The sequence below is a fragment of the Lyngbya sp. PCC 8106 genome (genome assembly GCF_000169095.1).
GTDB lineage: Bacteria > Cyanobacteriota > Cyanobacteriia > Cyanobacteriales > Microcoleaceae > Capilliphycus.
Genome location: NZ_AAVU01000075.1, coordinates 1 through 18723, shown reverse-complemented (window position 1 = coordinate 18723; position 18723 = coordinate 1). Strand labels below are relative to the sequence as shown.

The window sequence follows — 18723 nt, the reverse complement described above, 5'->3', positions numbered from 1 at the left end:
ACCCAAGCCCAAGACAGTAAGATGGTGAAAAATATTATCTCCAGTTTGACTAAAAGCATTGCTGATGTAGAACTGACTCGCAAACAATGTGCCGAACAGTCTGAACTAATCATGGGAATTATCGAAATGGGTCAAAATGGAAACTACAGTTTAAAATCAACCGAAGAAACCATCAAAGAAACAGAAAACTCTGCCCCATCCGAGAGTAAAAATAATAACGCCAAAACCACAAAAGCAGCCGCAAAATAAGTGATTTTTAGGGGGATACAAAAACTGCAAATCCCCCTAAATTTCCTTGAGAATTGGTATTAAGTGTTGAAGTATTTCGCAATCGGATGATAAGTCATAATTGCTGTTGTTGACTGTTCAGGATACAACTGTTCACTCTCATCCATATACATCGCAATTCGATCTGTTTTTAACAAATCCAACTGCTTATATTGATCCTGCATATTCGGACAAGCCGGATACCCAAAACTATAGCGAGAACCCCGATAACGTTGTCGCAAAATATCCTTAATATTGTCCGCATCTTCGCCGCCAAAACCCAACTCTTGACGAACTCGCGCATGAAGCCATTCCGCCATCGCTTCTGCTGTTTGTACCGCCATTCCATGAAAATAAAGATAGTTGGTATAGTCGTCTTCTGCAAACAATTTTTGGGCAATCTCTGTCGCAATTTCTCCAACCGTTACAGCGTGCATCGGGAACACATCAATAATTCCGCTTTCTTTGGGTGCAAAGAAGTCTGCAATACACAACCGCTTTCCAGAAAGTTGACGGGGAAACTCAATAATTTCAACGGGTTCAGTGGGTTTGACCTCGCCGGAACTCATTACTTCCGGGTCATAAATTAACAACTTATTCCCTTCCGCTTGACAAGGAAAATACCCATAAACCGCTTGCGGATGTAATAGATTTTCCTCCAAAATTCGCTGTTTCCACTCGGCTAAAATCGGATAAACTGTCTCCGCTAAAAAGGCATCATATTCTTCGCGAGATTGGTCTTTCGGTTTGCGGAATTGCCACTGTCCAGCAAACAACGCTTGCAAATCTAAATACCAGAAAACCTCATCGAGAGGAATATCTTCCGGTTGCAAAACTTTTGTTCCCCAGAAAGGCGGAGTCGGACGTTCGATATCAACTTCAACGACTTCTGAACGACGGGTATCAACTTCTACGGGTTTGGCGGGTTCTTTGTCTTTTTCCTCTGATTTAGACTTTTCGGAAGTTGTAGTTTCTGACTTGATCTTTCCGTTTCCAAAGAAATTATTTTCCTTCGCGTATTCCTCTAGAAACCCTTGACAATCATCCCACTTTTTAGAGGTTTTTGCAGGCATTAATTGTTCCATAAAGTTGAGGTCAGAAAAGGCATCTTTCCCATAAACTACCTTGCCTTTATAAGCATTTTGACAGTCATCATAAACAAATTTTGGCGTTAACGCCGCCCCTCCCAAAATCACGGGAACGGAAATCCCTTCTTTATTAAAGGCTTCTAAATTATCCTTCATAAATGCAGTAGATTTCACTAACAAACCACTCATGGCAATACAATCGGCATGGTGTTCACGGTAAGCGGAAATAATATTATCAACAGGTTGTTTAATTCCTAAGTTGACAACTTTATAACCGTTGTTCGACAAGATAATATCCACCAAGTTTTTACCAATATCGTGAACATCACCTTTAACTGTTGCAATTAGGAACGTTCCTTTCCCACTCCCATTGGAGTCATCTTTCTCCATGTAGGGTTCTAAATAAGCAACCGCAGCTTTCATAGTTTGGGCAGATTGTAATACAAACGGAAGCTGCATTTGACCCGAACCAAACAATTCTCCCACCACTTTCATCCCATCTAATAAGTAAATATTGATGATATCGAGAGGAGGATATTTTTCTAACGCGACAACTAACGCATCTTCTAAACCAATCCGTTCGCCATCAATAATATGCTGTTTGAGACGTTCTTCAATGGGTAGATTTTCAGTAGCAGCCCGATCTTTTTTGGTGGTTTTTCCTTCAAAGAGTTGGGTTAGCTTTGTTAACGGATCATCAACACAAATCTCTCCATCAAACTGACGTTGATCATAGATTAATCGGCGACAAATCTCTTGATGTTCGGGTTCAATTTTGGCAAGGGGTAAAATCTTACTCGCACTAACAATGGCTGCATCTAAACCCACCGCCATACATTCATGTAAAAACACCGAGTTCAACACTTGACGGGCGGCTGGATTTAACCCAAAGGAAATATTAGAAACACCCAAAGCAATATGACATCCGGGTAATTCTGCTCGAATCATCCGAATTGATTCAACCGTTGCTTTTCCGTTTTCTCGATCTTCTTCAATTCCAGTTGAAATTGGCAAAGCGAGAGTATCAAAAAAGATTTCATGGGCGGGAATTCCATAATTTATTGCATCATGGTAAGCCCGTTTAGCGATTTCAAATTTCTTTTGAGCGGTGCGTGCCATTCCTTCTTCATCAATCGTCCCGACAACAACACCAGCCCCATATTTTTTTGCCAGTTCTAACACTTTAAAAAAGCGTTCTTCTCCATCTTCATAGTTAGTGGAATTGAGCAAACATTTTCCGCCTGCAACCTTTAAACCCGCTTCCATTTTTTCCCATTCTGTCGAGTCCAACATCAGGGGTAAATTGACATTTGTAACTAAACGAGAAACCAATTCGTGCATATCCCGCACGCCATCTCGTCCGACATAATCAACGTTAACATCAAGAATTTGCGCTCCTTCTTTAACTTGAGATTTTGCCAACGCAACTAAACCATCCCAGTCTTCTTCATTTAATAAAGTTCGACATTTTTTAGAACCACTGGCGTTGAGACGTTCACCAATAATTAAAAACGAATTTTCTTGTTCGTAGGTTTGGGTGCCATAGATAGAAGCCGCAGATGGAATTAATTGGGTTTGGCGTTGTTTTGGTTTTAACGTTTGAGCAATTTCTGCTAAGGCTTTAATATGATCGGGGCGAGTTCCACAACATCCGCCAATCACTTGTACACCTAAATCTTCAATAAAGTGCATCAACGCCATTTTTAGTTCGGTTGGCGTTAATTTATAATGGGCTTGTCCGCCGACGTTTTCGGGTAAACCTGCGTTGGGAATACAAGAAACCACAAAGGGAGAATATTCACTCAAGTAGCGAATATGTTCTTTCATTAAATCCGGCCCGGTTGCACAATTGAGTCCTAAAATATCAATCGAATAGGGTTCTAAAATTGTTAAAGCGGCGCTAATTTCTGAACCCACTAACATCGTTCCAAAAGCTTCCACCGTCACCGAAACCATGATCGGACGTCGTTCGCATTTTTTCTTAAAAACGTTTTCAATTCCATTCAGAGCGGCTTTAATTTGCAGGACATCTTGACAGGTTTCTACGATAAATAAATCGACATCACCATCAAATAAACCCTCAGCTTGTTCGGTAAAAGCTGCTTCTAGGGTATCGTAATCAATATGTCCGAGGGTAGGAAGTTTGGTTCCAGGCCCGATAGAACCCGCCACAAATCTTGGTTTTTCAGGTGTAGAATATTCGGCTGTAACTGCTTTGGCGAGTTGGGCTGCGGCTTTGTTGAGATCATAGGCAATGTCTGCGAGATCATATTCCGCTAAAACGATAGAGGTCGCCCCGAAGGTATCGGTTTCGATCACGTCTGAACCCGCTTCGAGAAAGCCTCGGTGAACGGTTTTGACTGCCTCGGGTTTGGTATGAACTAGATATTCGTTACATCCTTCGTATTCTTTTCCGCCAAAATCTTCTGCGGTGAGGTTTTGAACTTGTAAATTCGTTCCCATTGCCCCATCGAAGACAAGAACAGGACGTTCGGGACTGTGGAGGCGTTCGAGGAATAGACTTTTCATTTGCAATCTGAAATAGGGTGAAGATTAGACGAAATTGATTTTAGTAAGCTAGCTATAACTCTTATGCAAGACTTTAACAGTGAGCATAAACTATTGGGTGATCGACCGTCAACTCGGTTTTCCCTACCCTCTGATGAGTTTAGAGTTGAATTCGGGGAGAATCTTTTGTAAAACGCACTAAATGTTGAGGGAGGAATCTTCTTGAATCCTGCTAATATTTTTGCTCAATTACTCTTAATTAAAGACAATATGATCCACATTTTACTCAAATACTGATCTATTATGCGCGAGCTTGAGTATCATCTCAGATCCTAATCTCCCGAAAATTACGGAGAACTCCAACAGAGTTTGAACAGTGGACTCCTTGAAAATACTCAAGGTTGAAGTCTGATGCACTCATTAAATATACATAAAATAATACAAATCAATATTCTTTTTCATAGATAGACTGTTAAGTTATACTCAAAATAGAGATTTTTTTGACAAGTCAAGGCTATACTAATATTAGTAGTCGCATCAATTTTATCCTTGCTTTTTTCCAAATTTAACTCATGTTATACCCAGTTTTTGAAACCCATACCCGTTTAATTGTTGTGGTTGATGACAACTTGTCTCACCGAGAAATGATTAGTTTTGAAATAGAAAGTCAGGGATATCGTGTTGTTAAATTTAGCGATGGAAAAAAGTGTTTTGAGCAATGTCCGACTTTAAAACCTGATATGATTTTGCTAGATGCAGTTTTACCTGAAATTGATGGTTTTACCTGTTGCGCTCAACTCAAACAAACTTTAGGTGAACATTGTCCACCTGTCTTGATAATCACTGCTCTCGACGATGAACAATCTGTTGATCGAGCTTTTGATGTTGGTGCAACAGATTACGTTACAAAACCGATTCATTGGCCTGTCTTACGTCAGCGAATTCGTCGAATTTTACAAACTCAATGGGCGATGAAAGAGCTAAAAAAACAAATCGAGCGATCGCGAACCTTGACGGAACAATTAGAAACTGCCAATCAAAAATTAGAACAAATTGCTGCTCTAGATAGTTTAACCCAAATTGCCAACCGTCGTCGATTTGATCAAGGTTTACATTCCGAATGGAAAAGACTCTCCCGAGAACGTCTTCCCCTCTCACTGATTTTATGTGACGTTGATTTTTTTAAAGCTTATAATGACACCTATGGTCATCGAGCAGGAGACTTATGTTTACAACAAGTCGCTCAAACCATCTGTGAAAAAGTTCAGCGTCCGGCTGACTTAGTGGCGCGTTATGGAGGTGAAGAATTTGCAATTATTTTACCCAATACTCAACTTCAAGGTGCCGTAAAAGTCGCTGAAGATATTCGACATTCTCTACACGCAATTGAGATCGAACATCCCAATTCTCGGGTGAGTAACTTTGTTACTTTAAGCTTAGGAGTAGCGAGTCTAATTCCCAATCATTATTTATCAGAAGATTTTTTGATTGGAGAAGCGGATCGAGCCTTGTACGAAGCGAAAAAAGCAGGACGTGATCGCGTTGTTTTCAGAATTTAGAAAAATTAGTAAAACTAGAGGATATTTGTCAAGTGTAAATTCGGTCTAGAAAACCGTCCATTTGATAGATCTCTTTCGGTTCTCAAGTTCGCTAGAGTGAAAAGTAAAGTATAAGGTTAAACCAAAGTAAAATTAATGTCTAGTCAGACTCAGGGAAATGATAACGAGGGTATGGAAGTCCCCCAAATCCCATCACGACTGTTGTTGGTTGATGATGAGCCGGGACTCAGAGAAGCCGTCCAAGCTTACTTAGAAGATAGCGATTTTACCGTTGATGTGGCGGGTAATGCTCGCGAAGGTTGGGAACTGTTACAGCAAAATTTACCCGACTTAGTAATTACCGATATTATGATGCCAGAAGTCGATGGTTATCAGTTCCTCAAACAAATGCGCGAAGATCCCCTGTTTAAAGCTTTACCTGTGGTTTTTTTAACCGCTAAGGGGATGACAACCGATCGCATTCAAGGCTATCAAGCGGGTTGTGATGCTTATCTTTCTAAACCGTTTGATCCCGAAGAATTGGTTGTTATCGTCAAAAACTTGCTGGAACGTCGAGCGGTTGCGACTGCAAGTAGTTCCGATGGAAATCCTGATATTGCCGCTTTAGCAGGTCAAATTGCTCGGATTGAGAATATGCTAAAAGGTAAAAGTGGGATCACTCCAACTCCACCCCCGATTAAGATTGATTTAACGCCTCGTGAACAGAGTGTGTTAGATTTGGTGGCTCAAGGATTAATGAATAAAGAAATTGCCCGTCGCTTAGAAACCAGTGTTCGTAATGTTGAGAAATATGTAAGTCGTTTGTTTACGAAAACCGGAACCAATAGCCGCACGGAGTTAGTTCGTTATGCTCTAGAACATGGTTTGACTCAGTAGACAATACTCTTAATAAATAGTGAGGGGACAGACAAAAAACGGGTCACTGATGACTAGATAACTGATAACGATAAACACTGTTCCCTGCTATGATTTTACCAAATTACCGTTAAGTCTAATACAAATCCAGGTAATATACTTTCCCCTGATAACAGTGTAGGATTTTCTAAAATTTCTACTTCTTGACCCGCGCGATATACTTCTACTTGTTTGGTTTTAGGATCAATTAACCAACCCAATTTTGCGAGTTTTATTTTTGACCTGACGACTTCTGCTATAACCCTTAATATAGCAGTTTTTTGAACCTCTAATCGTCAGGATGTCAACAATTTAGTTGCGAATTTATACACAATATTTCTTTCTGGAGTTGTAGAGTTGATTCAATATTTGAAGAAAACTTACATATATTTAAGATTTATTTGACTTCTACCCTATTGATGAAGCGATTTGTTAGTTTAAAGGTATAAGTCCTGATTACATCATATAAAATTCCGTCATGAAAACCTCCAAACCTTCTTTCTGGGAAACTGAATCTTTGACCAAAACCTTTCTTTTGGTGATGTTTTTGATTGCATTTCTAATGATGATGATTATGGGAGGTGGAAGCTGAAATCCTCAAGATATCCTCAAAATAGACCCGATCAATTCATTTTTCTATTCCCTTAATGACCCCTCCCTGGATTAGACTAATCAGTGGTCAGTGAGAACGGTGACTGACCACACATCAATAATAAACCCCTGATTTTGATCGTTTCCCCACATCAACTCAATTAAACTCCTAGCCTAGAGGCGCAAAAGAAGATTACACCCATGAGTATCAGTACCACAGGTGTGCAGAAGTCCGTACCGATTTGCCAACTGTTTGACTTCTTCGGTAATCTTGGGTGTAGGTTGCCACGGATTCGTATTACGATAACTGTAGTAGACTTCTACACCATCAATCCCGAAACGAGCAGCTTCCGAAATTAAAGCTTTCGCGGGAGATCGATAACGCGCCGGATGAGCCAAAACGGCTAAACCCCCCGCTTGATGAATCGCAGCAATCACATTTTCGGCTCGGTAATGAGAACCTTTGAGCGTATGACCCTGGAGATAGGGCTGTAAACAGATGGCTTGTGGGTTAAAAGCATAAGCGAGAATATGCACCTCTACATTCAGTAAACCCGCATTAATTTCTAAACCAGTCCACAAAGTCGGAGCCGTGGAACTATTTTCAGGATGGCTAGCTTTCCAGGCTTCTAACCATCGTTGTGCTTCAGTATACCCTTGGGTTGTATGATGATCGGTAATCGCCAATCCTTTCAAGCCGATCGCAATGGCTTGTTCTATGAGTTGATTGGGTTTGAGCTGTCCATCCGACTTAACCGTGTGCATATGAAAGTTATAGGAAGACGGACAGCTATTGATGTCAATTGTTCGGAAAACTCGCTGAAGTGCAGTCAGGTTTTGAGCCATTGCATCCGATGATAATTGTTCATCTGCGTTCCCTCTCGGATGAGAGATCCGATCTAATGAAGCAGAAGCCGGAGCTAGGTTAGCAAACATGGTGATTTGGATAACTATACTTAATAAACTGTAACTTCAGTGTACTGTATCTAATTTGCCTTAGAATAGTTCGTTGTCAACACTAAAACTTTAAAATACAAGATTAGAAATTATTATCAGTAAAACCTAGCATTTTTACTTATCATTGGTTGAGGAATTGTTTATCATTAAAAGTTTATTCTTAATCTTGCAGTTTCAGGGAGGATCGGGGTGAACATGGTAGACCTATTGGGGCGATCGGATAGTGAGACTCTAGCTTTCCTCTCAACATTATCGCGGTTCACCATGCTCTTACCTACCCGATCCTATGCGTTAGCACCATTACGATAGGCAAAAGCCAAGTCTAAGAGTTTTGCCCACCGCTTCTGCACTTGCTTCGGCGTACACTTAAGCACTTTAGAGATTTCTTTTTCACTTTTTTGCTCCCGCTTGAGTTGCAACAGTTGGCGTTGATTGACGGATAATTGGGTTTTAAAATCTTCCCATTGGCTGGTTGTCATCCCCAGTTTTTGATTGAGGTCTGCCCCTAACCATTCATGAACGAGCTTCCAATTGGTCGAACGGGCAAACTTTTCAACATGATACTTGAACCGTTGTTGGAGATAATCGCGCTGACGAGCTGTTAAACCAAGAGCTTTGTCAATATCACTCGCTTGCATATCCTGCAATTTTAGCATCAGATAATTCACACAGTCAGGCTGGTCTTGAGATTCCAGATATTGAACCAACTCAGCAACCACCCGTTGACGTAAAACCGCATCTGCTGGGTCTACCGCTTCGGAAACCATTTGTTCACGGACTTGTTGCATTGCCGAAGAACGGCTTTGGGCTTCAGCTTCTTCAGTTTTTCCGCCTTCAACCGCCAATTCAATATCAATCGAAGTTTCGGGGGGTTGACCTTTAGCAAATCCTTGAGCGCGAAGAACAATCAGACGTTGACGGTTACGACCTGGTAAACCAATTTGACGCTTGGCATACTGTTCGGTAAAAGCCATATACTCAGACAGTTCTAACTTGGTGTGAGGAGTGTAGTCTTCTTCAACGTTGTGTTCCCGACGGAAAGCTCGTAAGGACTCGATATAAAATCCTTGCAGGAAGTCTTCGATCAGGGTGTAACGCGCTTGGAAATTCAGTTGAGCCGCAAACGCTGCAATATGACGATAAACCATAGCCGCTAACGTGGAATGCAGTTCAACCCGACCTTGCTTAGAACCCAGTTTGTAGTATTGTAAGCACTTTTGTAAGCGATGACGGCCTAAATTAAGCTGCCAAGTACGAACTTCTCCAGAGGATTGAATGCGCTTGCTCTTTTCACAAATGCGTTCGACCTCAAGGGCAATTCGCATCATGATGGCTTGACCACTTGCAGGTCTCATTTGCAAGGTGGTAGACAATTCTTCGAGGAGAATATCTGCTAGCGTTTGAGGGTCAAGTTCTTGATCGACTGCAAAGGTGTTTCCAGCTTGAACATCGGAAGTTTGATAGGTGTTGGTAGCGGGGTTGAAGGATTGGGTATTAGCAAACATTTTCTCTAACCTCAGGGTAATGCACCATTTGCATAAGCAAAGAGTGAAGGGCAGTGAGGGAGTTGATTTATTGTGGATGTCCTGAATCAACTCTCTACACTTTGAATAGTAGGAGCAGACTAAATCGCATAGGCACTGCGATGTTCCACTCTCTGAGGTAACTGCAATTGACCTTAGTTCAAGCGTGATCACCTGAAGACAATGCTGTTATTCTCATCACCCTGAAAGCGTTATGATACGAGCGTTTGACATCCTTAACGCCGAGTGCGATCGCACTTGTTTTAGGTAAGCCATCCTGATTACTAGAGTAGACAATTGCCGAACTGGTTCCCTTTGGCTGATGTAGAGATATCCGAAAGGAGTTAATTTAACCCGTTACCCATTTTTTTCCCTTTCCCCAACTGCTGAACTCGAAGGTTGACTGAAAAGACTATCAACTTTATTTTGGGGCGGAGGATACACTTTTTGTTGCTTTGTGATTCTCCTGCCCCGAGTTTGACCAGATTAACCCGGTTAACTCTTTAGTTGCGAGCAACACCTTCAGTCCGAGCCGTATGAGAAACTGCTCCGGCTACCGCTTGGGCGACTCGTAGATCGAACACAGAGGGGATAATATGTTCACGAGACAGATCAGAAGGATTAACCAGGCCCGCGATCGCCACTGCCGCTTCTAAATACATCTTGGTGGTTAATGTGGTTGCTCGACAGTCGAGGGCACCGCGAAAAATCCCCGGAAAGGCCAGAACGTTGTTAATTTGGTTCGGATAGTCACTGCGTCCCGTTGCCATGATCGCCACATCATCGACAATCAACTCGGGTTGAATTTCCGGAATGGGGTTAGCCATCGCAAACACAATCGGATCTTTTGCCATCGAACGCACCATCTCTGGAGTCACTACACCGGGAGCGCTTACTCCCATGAATACATCAGTCTCTTTCATCGCATCTGCCAGAGAACCGGACATTTCTACGGCAAATGCTTGTTTTTGGGGATTGAGATCCGATCGCGAAAGCGAGAGAATCCCTTTAGAATCACACATAATGATATGACGAACACCTGCTTCTTGCAATAAACGAGCGATCGCGACTCCTGCCGCACCCGCACCATTAATCACCACCCGAACCTCCTCAATGGATTTTTTCACCAGTTTGAGGGCGTTCAATAAGGCGGCTAAACTCACAATTGCGGTTCCATGTTGATCGTCGTGAAAAATGGGGATATCGAGGATTTCTCGCAGTTTGGCTTCAATTTCAAAACAACGAGGTGCAGCAATATCTTCCAAGTTCACTCCACCAAAAACCGGGGCTAAATATTTCACCGTGTTGATAATGGCATCGGTATCTTGGGTATCGAGACAAATCGGAAAGGCGTCAATCCCCCCAAATTCCTTAAATAACATGGCTTTTCCTTCCATGACGGGTAAAGCCCCCCCCGGCCCCAAATTTCCTAAGCCCAAAACCGCACTGCCATCAGTGACAATGGCAACGGTATTTTGTTTAATGGTGAGATTGTAGAGTTCTTGGGGATCATCAGCAATAGCCCGACAAATTCGACCCACTCCGGGTGTATAGGCCATTGCCAAATCATCTTGAGATTTGAGGGGAATTTTGCTTTCAATCCGAATTTTACCCTTGCGATGAAGGTTGAATGTGCGATCATAAACAGAAACAACCTTAAAGTCGGGTAACGCTTTGACCGCCTGGACAATTTTCTCGGCGTGTTCGCTACTATAGGCATTGACAGTAATCTCGCGAATTGTAGTGTTGCGAGTATACTCAATCAAATCGATTTGTCCTAAGTTCCCCCCAACTCCTGCAATGGCTTGGGTGACGCCAGCTAGCATTCCGGCTTTATTGGGAAGTTCGATACGAATGGTGACGCTATAACTGGGATTAGGTGTTAGATTAGCCATGTTCGTTTACTGTTCATTGATAGCTATTATTCAGTGAAAAGTAGCCCGAACTGCTGAATCGTTGCATTTAATTTGGATTTACTTTGTGATGACCGCCAAAAAGCTAGACTTGTCCATCCCCAAAACGGAGACATGATTACTCTTTGGGCGCCGAAAGCCAAAAATTAACACGCTATTGTCAGCCAGTCATCGCCAGGACATCGTTATATCATGTCCGCCCAAACAGTCATTATTCCCTTTTGCCCTCTGCCTTATAATCTACGGTGCTTTGGTCGGGAGAGCGAATTTCAATTAACCAATCTAACGCCCCATTCACTAGCCCATCTTCATCGGGAAGGCACGCAACTGGCAACGATCACAATATCCGGTACTGGCGAGTCAGAAGGTTAAGATCTCTTTCCCGATATCCCCAACTCCCTATTTTAACTCCACATTCCCACTGGATGAATTTGTCGTCTTAACGGGGGTGGGAGTTCTTCGGGGTTGACCGTTTCGTTATAGGGAATCGGTATATTTGGAAATTGAGGAACTGCAACAATTGGCCCTTGTTGGGGAACTTGAGGGATGGCACTTTCTGAAGAACTAAACTCTAAACGAACTTTGACTTTTCCTTTTTTCCAGGATTGACCCGGACTCAATAGGTCACATTCAAGGCCGTCACCGAAGATGTATTCTTCTTCTAATTTGGCTTGCATCATTGCCAGAAATTCACTCACTTTAAAGGTGCATTGAAACATTAATGCACTTGCGCCTGTATGCAGAACATCATCGTTGTCAATAATATGAATAGGATTATTCATGACTCTTTTTTCCGTTGAGGTTTATTGTCAAGGAAAACGGGATGGCTACCGAATCAATGCCGTTTTCCTGGAGCGAAAATTTGAAGTTAAAAGAACCAACCGTAGGAATGTAAACCCTTACCTAAAAGATTAACGCCTAAGTAACAAATCCAAACGACTAAAAATCCAGTTGCGGCTAAAATAGCGGGTTTGCGTCCTTGCCATCCTCGGGTAATTCGAGCGTGTAAATAAGCCGCAAATACCAGCCAAGTAATTAACGCCCAGGTTTCTTTTGGGTCCCAACTCCAGTATGAACCCCAAGCTTCATTTGCCCAAACTGCCCCGGCAATAATACCAATAGTCAGCAAGGGAAACCCGAGTCCGATAATTCGATAACTGATATTATCAATTGTTTCTGCTAAACTCAAGCGTTGAGGTGATAATAATCGGTCTGAGTTGTTGTTGATCTCTCCCGAACTGACTAACTCTAGCACGGCAGTTGTTCCTTGACCGTTTGTGTTGGCTGAAAGTTCAGAACTCGCACCATTAACAACACTGTGACTGCCGCTTGCTGCTAATTCGGGTGAACGGTTCAACCGATAGTGATGATTGTTGCGAGAAATGCGGGTTCCGAGGGAACTCCCACTCAGTTCAATTTCTTGGCCTCGTGTAATCACCAAAAAGGCAATCGCGAGTAATGAACCAACCATTAAAGTGGCATAACTCAGCATCATTACGCTGACGTGCATCATTAGCCAGTTGGACTTGAGGGCGGGAACTAAAGGTTCAGAGATTTGCATCTGAGACGGTAACGTTAAAGCCGCAAAAGCACTAATTCCCATCGCCACGGGTGCTGTGACTATGCCGACAAGCCGACTCCGACTCATATTTTCCGCGATTAGGTGAATTGTTGTAATTCCCCAAGTGAGGAAAAAGAGGGACTCGTAGAGGTTGCTAATCGGGAAATAACCTGCTTCTATCCATCGGGCGGCGAGTAATGCGGCGATACAGAGGTTAGCGATGGTCATGGCTGCGGTTCCCAAGGTTTGCAGGTAGGGAATCCGAGGAAATGCACCACCAACCCAGTAAATTAGCATACTGGCGAACAAGATAGCAAACGAAAGGTTATCTAACCCATTTTGCAGGGCAACTAAATTCATTCAGTGTTCTCCTCTAAAATGAACGATGGATCAAAGCATACTCTTTTTTATCCTAGCCTCTTGTTAACCCTGTACCAACTAAAATTTTTCGGGACGACATCCTGACCCAAATCTTCGGGTAGACTCTCTCAATTCTAAAAGGCAACAGGCAATAGGGCCGGAAATTAAAACTTTTTATTTGTTTGTGTAGTGCAATCTGGAAGTATTTATAAGCAATATTAAAATTGCTAAAACCTCTAAAAATTATAGTTTTTTTTTCTTGTTCCCAATTCTGTCGCAGGTTTTCTACACAACTTACATCGGATTGCTATTTGAACTAAGATTCAAATTTTACGACTCAGTGGAGAGTTTTAGGATTGATTGCTAATCTCTATCTCAAGTCAGATGTTTTTTTGCGAATTCAACGGTTTAATCAAAAATAAGTGTACAAAAGTCGATTTTTAAGGAAAAAATAAGATGGCTTACGAAAATATTGAACAATTACCGGAAGATGTTAAATCTAAACTTCCTCGCGGCGCTCAACAGATTTTTTTAGCGGCTTTCAATAGTGCGGCTTCTGATGGTTTGAGTGAAGGTAATGCGTCTCAACTCGCCTGGAATTATGTAAAAACTCAATATAAACAGGGTTCAGAAGGTCACTGGGAAACTATTCCCGAAGGAGGGGCAGGTCGCACCACAACAGGTACAATGCCTGCGTCTTAAGTGGAATTATAAATTAATAAAAGGCTAGAGTCTTTTATTAAAAAAAACAGATAAAATGGGGTGGGTTTATTAACATTTTCTTGAGTAATTAGAAAAGTCTATAAACCTGCCCTAATGACTTATGCTAACAATTATTTTTTAAATGTATAGATAAAATCTAAAATTTTAGACCATTTTTATCTCTTATTTTTAATGGAAATTATTTCAACTGTTTGAGAGTTTAATTATCTGCTGGGAATTAACTTGATAAACCTTTTCTATCTACACAAATATATATCAAGTTCCGCTAAACTTATGCAGTCGAGAAGCCATTGTGCGATAAAATAAACCTTATGATCAATCAACCGACGAGCCACGATATACCGCCCCAGACCTGGAATCGTCCCATCGGTCTAGGTTGGGAAAAACCCTATACTGTCCGCTACAGCAGTAACCTCGATGATGGCCCCTGGCATGGGATGCCGTTAGGTGGGTTCGGGGCGGGTTGTATTGGCCGTTCATCGCGAGGAGATTTTAACCTGTGGCATCTCGATGGCGGTGAACATATTTTCCGCAGTTTACCCGCTTGTCAGTTTAGTATTTTTGAAGAAGTTAACGGCAAAACTCAAACCTATGCCCTTTGTACAGAACCACCAGAAGATGAGAGTTTATCGGCTTGGAATTGGTATCCAGCTTCTTCTAATTCCCAGAAAACCGGAACCTATCACGCCCTTTATCCTCGCAGTTGGTTTGTCTATGAAAATGTCTTTAAAGCCCAATTAAGTTGCGAACAATTTTCCCCCGTTTGGGCAAATAATTATCAAGAAACCAGTTATCCGATTGCTGTTTTTGAATGGATTGCCCACAACCCCACAGATGAACCGATTACTCTCAGTATTCTCCTCACTTGGCAAAATACAATCGGTTGGTTTACGAATGCTTTAGAACAACCATTAGTTCAAGTTCGAGATGATGGCAGTCCGATTTATGAATATCAACCCCGTTGGGGAAATAGTGTCGGAAATTTCAATCATTTAGTTGAAGATTTTCATCGGATTGGTTGTCTAATGTCTCGCCTCAGTGCCAGTGAAGAAGTCCGCGAAGGCGAAGGACAAATGGCAATTGCAACTATTACAAATCCGGCGGTAGAAGTCTATTATCACACGGCTTGGAATACAGTCGGAACGGGAGAGGAAATTTGGAATTATTTTTCTCAAGATGGAACTTTATTAGATGAAGAAAGTGAACATCCCGCAACTGAAGGAAGACAAATTGGAGTTGCTTTAGCCGTTAAGTTTACGATTCGACCTGGAAAAACACGCAAAATTCCGTTTTTATTGTCTTGGGATTTACCCGTTACTGAGTTTGAATCTGGGGTTGGTTATTATCGTCGCTACACCGATTTTTTTGGTCGAAATGGTAAAAATGCTTGGTCAATGATTCGGACAGCGATGAAGCATTCTGATGTTTGGTTAGACAATATTAAAGCGTGGCAAAATCCGATTCTAAACCGTCAAGATTTGCCCTCCTGGTTCAAAATGGCGTTGTTTAATGAACTGTATTTGTTAACCGATGGGGGGACGCTTTGGAGTGCGGCAGATGAGAATAATCCTAAAGGTCAGTTTGCAGTTTTAGAATGTTTGGATTATCGCTGGTATGAGAGTTTAGATGTGCGGTTATATGGGTCGTTTGGATTGCTTTTATTATGGCCGGAGTTGGATAAATCCGTTCTATTAGCCTTTGCGCGTTCGATTTCAAAAGGAGATAAAACGCCCCGAATTATCGGTTATAATCAAGCTGAAGCAATTCGGAAAGCAACGGGCGCAACTCCTCACGATTTGGGCGCACCAAACGAACATCCTTGGGAAAAAACAAATTACACGAGTTATCAAGATTGTAATCTTTGGAAGGATTTACCGTGTGATTTTGTATTGCAAGTTTATCGGGATTTTGTATTAACAGGAAGTGAGGATTATGAGTTTTTACAAGACTGTTGGTTAGCGATTGTTGAAACGCTGGATTATTTGAAAATATTTGACAAAGACGAAGACGGAATTCCCGAAAATAGTGGCGCACCTGACCAAACTTTTGATGATTGGAAATTACAAGGAGTCAGTGCTTATTGTGGGGGGTTGTGGTTGGCGGCGTTGGAGGCGGCGATAGAAATCGGAAAATGTTTGCAGAAAACGGAATTTTCGGATAATGTTTCTCCGTCTATTTCCGATAAGATTTCCACCTATGAAACTTGGTTAGAAAAAGCAAAACCGATTTATCAAAATTTGTGGAATGGTCAATATTTTCAGCTTGATAGTCAGAGTGGTTCGGATGTGGTGATGGCGGATCAACTGTGTGGTCAATTTTATGCTAAACTGTTAGGATTAGAAGATATTGTCTCTCCTGAAAAAACAATTTCAGCATTACAAACGATTTATCAATCTTGTTTTCAAAATTTCTATCAAGGTCAGTTTGGTGCCGCAAATGGTGTTAGAATAAATGGAGAACCTATTAATCCAAATGATACTCATCCGTTGGAAGTTTGGACGGGGATTAATTTTGGATTAGCTGCATTTTTAATTCAAATGGGAATGAAAGAGGAAGGGTTTAAGTTAGCAGAAGTTGTGGTTCAACAAATTTATGAAAATGGCTTACAATTTAGAACCCCAGAAGCCATTACCGCAGCCGGAACATTTCGGGCGAGTCATTATTTGAGGGCGATGGCAATTTGGGCAATTTATGATCAATGTCGGGAATAATTTTCAGTCAAAATATTAACTTTAATATGATATAATTAACTATCTCAACCCCTGAGAAACAAACGCCGCCCAATAATAAGGATGGTTGAAACTTTCAGTTTTTCGCAGTTCAAACTGGGCTTTTCTGAGGGCTTCCGGACGAATTTCTCCCCGGTTGCGGAACTGATAGTAGAGTTGACAAAACTCGGCTGTCGAGTTGTCCTGCACCCGCCATAACGTACTGACAACACTTCGCGCCCCCGCAGTCAGGAAACCCCCCGCCAACGTCAAAACATCGTCGGTCATTTCGGATACAGAAAAATTGGTTTCGCAGCAGGATAGAAACACTTCCGAAAGTTGGGGAAAACGTTGGATGAATAGGTGGGCTAAGTCTAAGGTGCCGTCGGAGAGTTGCAAGCCAGACTCCAGGGCGTTGCTGAGGTTGGAACTAGCGTGGTGACTGGAGTGGAGAATATTAACCTCTCGGGCGAGTTTCAGGTAGTTGGCGATAGTGGCTTGTTCTTCTTTCAGGTGGAGGTGTGGGGGAACTCTGTAAAGTTCGGCGACTTTTCGACATTCTTCTGGGGTAAAATCTAAATCACCTGTGGCGTTTTCAACGATTCCCAAAATGTTAGTTTCGATAGGTTTTCGTTGATGGCAAAAGTCGAGGATTTGGCAACTCGGAACGACTCGAATTTGAAAGCGATCGCACAGATATTCTATTTTTGATAAATGGGGTTGAGTTGGTGTTTGGGGTTCCTCATCCATATCGAAATCAAAATCTCGATAACCCCGATGTTTGCCGACTGAAACGGGGGTTGAAGTAGTCTGTTTTTCTGGGTTTAATTCCGAGAGGGGAAGGGCGGCGAAAGGGATTTGATGTAGAGCTAGGTGGGGAACAATTATTAATTCTTCAATATCTTGCAGATGGTTTTCAATCAATTGCCGAAGTTGCAGGCGTTGGGAGAGTGAGGCGAGGGTGGGTTGCATTTGGTTTTGCCATTGTTCTAGTAGATGTTGGCGCTGTTTTTGAGTTTGTTGGAGGAATTCATGGCGATCGCAAATTGTTTCTACCGAATCATCGGTTAATGTTACGAAAACGGCAGTATCAGTAATTTGTATCGACTCCAATTCCTCAAGTTGGCGGTTGAGGAGTTGGGCAGCGGCGAATAATTTGGCTTGTTTGATATTAATATAGGGTTTAAGCCAAGTTTCCTTAATCCATTTTTGTAGGGTTTCGTAGCCTTGTCCTTTGCAGGTGAAACAGGTGATTGACGTCTCACTATCTAAGCCCCCCTTATCAAGGAACCTCTCACCATCTAAGCCCGCCTTATCAAGGGGGGTTGGGGGGATTTCTCCTGCTGAGTTGGGATGGCGGAGGATAAAAATAAAGGTATCGTTATCAGTTGTGTAGAAGTTGAGAAGGGCGGTTTTGCGATCGCCAATTAACTGCTGCATCTGCTGGAAACTGAGGGGAGTGGGTTGGAGTTTTGCGGCTAATTCGTTATTTTCACGGCGAATACTTTCCCAAACTTGCTGTTTTTTTGCTGCTAACTGTTTAATTGTTTCGAGTTTAGCTTCGGTGGAGGCGGGAGTGGATGAACGTTCTCCCATTATGCCATCTGAAGGGGAGTTAAACCGGAGGCGATCGATTTGTTGTTGTAGGTCGAGATACTCTTGAACTTGGGGCGGAATGTCGCCTTTGGAGTAGAGGTCTTTGTTGTGGAAAAGGTCGGCCAGGAAGCGGGAACGGGAGCGATCGGCGTATTCGAGGGCTTTATCGTATTGTTCGAGGTTAATATAGCATTGCACGATATTGGCATAGACGCTCAGGTTTTCTTCAAGAAATTGTTGACGGCGATCATCGGTGAGGGATGAGTTGCGAAGGAGTTCGATCGCTTCGATAGCGGGTTCGTAACCTGTAATGGCGAGTTCCCAGTTACCTTGAGTAAAGGCGATGTTGCCTAAGTTGCGTCCGGGATTAATACATTCATTAGGCATCGTTTTGGGAGTGGCAATTTTTAGACTATCTTGGAAGGCTTGAATAGCTGCTTCCGTCCGACCTAACTCTCGGTAAGCATTGCCCAAA

Annotated in this window: 13 protein-coding genes and 1 pseudogene; 5 read left to right on the top strand and 9 right to left on the bottom strand. The window is 42.3% G+C overall.

Going from position 1 to position 18723, the window contains the following annotated elements; genetic code table 11:
- A partial coding sequence (locus L8106_RS28020) for a hypothetical protein (RefSeq protein WP_009787948.1) occupies window positions 1-249 on the top strand: 249 nt, incomplete at its 5' end.
- Between the two features lie 59 nt (window positions 250-308).
- Here the strand turns inward: L8106_RS28020 and metH are convergent.
- Complete coding sequence (gene metH / locus L8106_RS28015) at window positions 309-3884, bottom strand: methionine synthase (RefSeq protein WP_009787947.1); 3576 nt, start codon at window positions 3882-3884, stop codon at window positions 309-311.
- 551 nt (window positions 3885-4435) lie between these two features.
- Between metH and L8106_RS28010 the strand changes: the two genes are divergently transcribed.
- A complete protein-coding gene (locus L8106_RS28010) occupies window positions 4436-5422 on the top strand; it encodes a PleD family two-component system response regulator (protein ID WP_009787946.1) in 987 nt (328 codons plus the stop codon).
- A 135-nt stretch (window positions 5423-5557) separates the two neighbouring features.
- Window positions 5558-6298, top strand: coding sequence for a response regulator transcription factor (locus L8106_RS28005; RefSeq protein ID WP_009787945.1), 741 nt, complete (start codon window positions 5558-5560; stop codon window positions 6296-6298).
- Between the two features lie 95 nt (window positions 6299-6393).
- Here L8106_RS28005 and L8106_RS31145 read toward each other — a convergent pair.
- From L8106_RS31145 to ccsB, 7 genes and pseudogenes are all read right to left on the bottom strand, one after another.
- Window positions 6394-6543: pseudogene (locus tag L8106_RS31145) on the bottom strand (Uma2 family endonuclease); the annotation flags it as partial.
- Window positions 6544-7081: 538 nt separating this feature from the next.
- Entirely contained in the window at window positions 7082-7843 is a 762-nt protein-coding gene (locus L8106_RS28000) for a PHP domain-containing protein (protein WP_009787942.1), read from the bottom strand.
- A 305-nt stretch (window positions 7844-8148) separates the two neighbouring features.
- Window positions 8149-9369: a HetZ-related protein gene (locus L8106_RS27995; RefSeq protein ID WP_009787941.1), complete on the bottom strand. Its 1221-nt coding sequence runs from the start codon at window positions 9367-9369 to the stop codon at window positions 8149-8151.
- A 521-nt stretch (window positions 9370-9890) separates the two neighbouring features.
- Window positions 9891-11282, bottom strand: coding sequence for a malic enzyme-like NAD(P)-binding protein (locus L8106_RS27990; protein WP_009787940.1), 1392 nt, complete (start codon window positions 11280-11282; stop codon window positions 9891-9893).
- Between the two features lie 229 nt (window positions 11283-11511).
- On the bottom strand, window positions 11512-11634 hold the full coding sequence (locus L8106_RS34310; protein ID WP_255348904.1) for a hypothetical protein: 123 nt from the start codon (window positions 11632-11634) through the stop codon (window positions 11512-11514).
- A 70-nt stretch (window positions 11635-11704) separates the two neighbouring features.
- A complete protein-coding gene (locus tag L8106_RS27985) occupies window positions 11705-12082 on the bottom strand; it encodes a hypothetical protein (protein WP_009787939.1) in 378 nt (125 codons plus the stop codon).
- Window positions 12083-12168: 86 nt separating this feature from the next.
- Window positions 12169-13221, bottom strand: coding sequence for a c-type cytochrome biogenesis protein CcsB (ccsB, locus tag L8106_RS27980; RefSeq protein WP_009787938.1), 1053 nt, complete (start codon window positions 13219-13221; stop codon window positions 12169-12171).
- 456 nt (window positions 13222-13677) lie between these two features.
- On the opposite strand from ccsB, the gene L8106_RS27975 reads away from it, so the two are divergent.
- Together L8106_RS27975 and L8106_RS27970 are read left to right on the top strand one after the other, a co-directional pair.
- A complete protein-coding gene (locus L8106_RS27975) occupies window positions 13678-13923 on the top strand; it encodes a ChaB family protein (RefSeq protein ID WP_009787937.1) in 246 nt (81 codons plus the stop codon).
- 332 nt (window positions 13924-14255) lie between these two features.
- Window positions 14256-16655 (top strand): GH116 family glycosyl hydrolase, encoded by a 2400-nt coding sequence (locus tag L8106_RS27970; protein WP_009787936.1) that lies wholly within the window; start codon window positions 14256-14258, stop codon window positions 16653-16655.
- A gap of 39 nt (window positions 16656-16694) precedes the next feature.
- On the opposite strand, the gene L8106_RS30125 is transcribed toward L8106_RS27970, so the two are convergent.
- Window positions 16695-18723 (bottom strand): CHAT domain-containing protein (locus tag L8106_RS30125; RefSeq protein WP_009787935.1); only part of this gene is annotated, 2029 nt, incomplete at its 5' end.

Coding starts and splice junctions, on each gene's coding strand:
- L8106_RS27990 (WP_009787940.1), bottom strand. CDS start 11,282: ATGGCTAATCTAACACCTAATCCCAGTTATAGCGTCACCATTCGTATC.
- L8106_RS28000 (WP_009787942.1), bottom strand. CDS start 7,843: ATGTTTGCTAACCTAGCTCCGGCTTCTGCTTCATTAGATCGGATCTCT.
- L8106_RS27985 (WP_009787939.1), bottom strand. CDS start 12,082: ATGAATAATCCTATTCATATTATTGACAACGATGATGTTCTGCATACA.
- L8106_RS27975 (WP_009787937.1), top strand. CDS start 13,678: ATGGCTTACGAAAATATTGAACAATTACCGGAAGATGTTAAATCTAAA.
- L8106_RS28005 (WP_009787945.1), top strand. CDS start 5,558: ATGTCTAGTCAGACTCAGGGAAATGATAACGAGGGTATGGAAGTCCCC.
- L8106_RS27995 (WP_009787941.1), bottom strand. CDS start 9,369: ATGTTTGCTAATACCCAATCCTTCAACCCCGCTACCAACACCTATCAA.
- L8106_RS27970 (WP_009787936.1), top strand. CDS start 14,256: ATGATCAATCAACCGACGAGCCACGATATACCGCCCCAGACCTGGAAT.
- L8106_RS28010 (WP_009787946.1), top strand. CDS start 4,436: ATGTTATACCCAGTTTTTGAAACCCATACCCGTTTAATTGTTGTGGTT.
- ccsB (WP_009787938.1), bottom strand. CDS start 13,221: ATGAATTTAGTTGCCCTGCAAAATGGGTTAGATAACCTTTCGTTTGCT.
- metH (WP_009787947.1), bottom strand. CDS start 3,884: ATGAAAAGTCTATTCCTCGAACGCCTCCACAGTCCCGAACGTCCTGTT.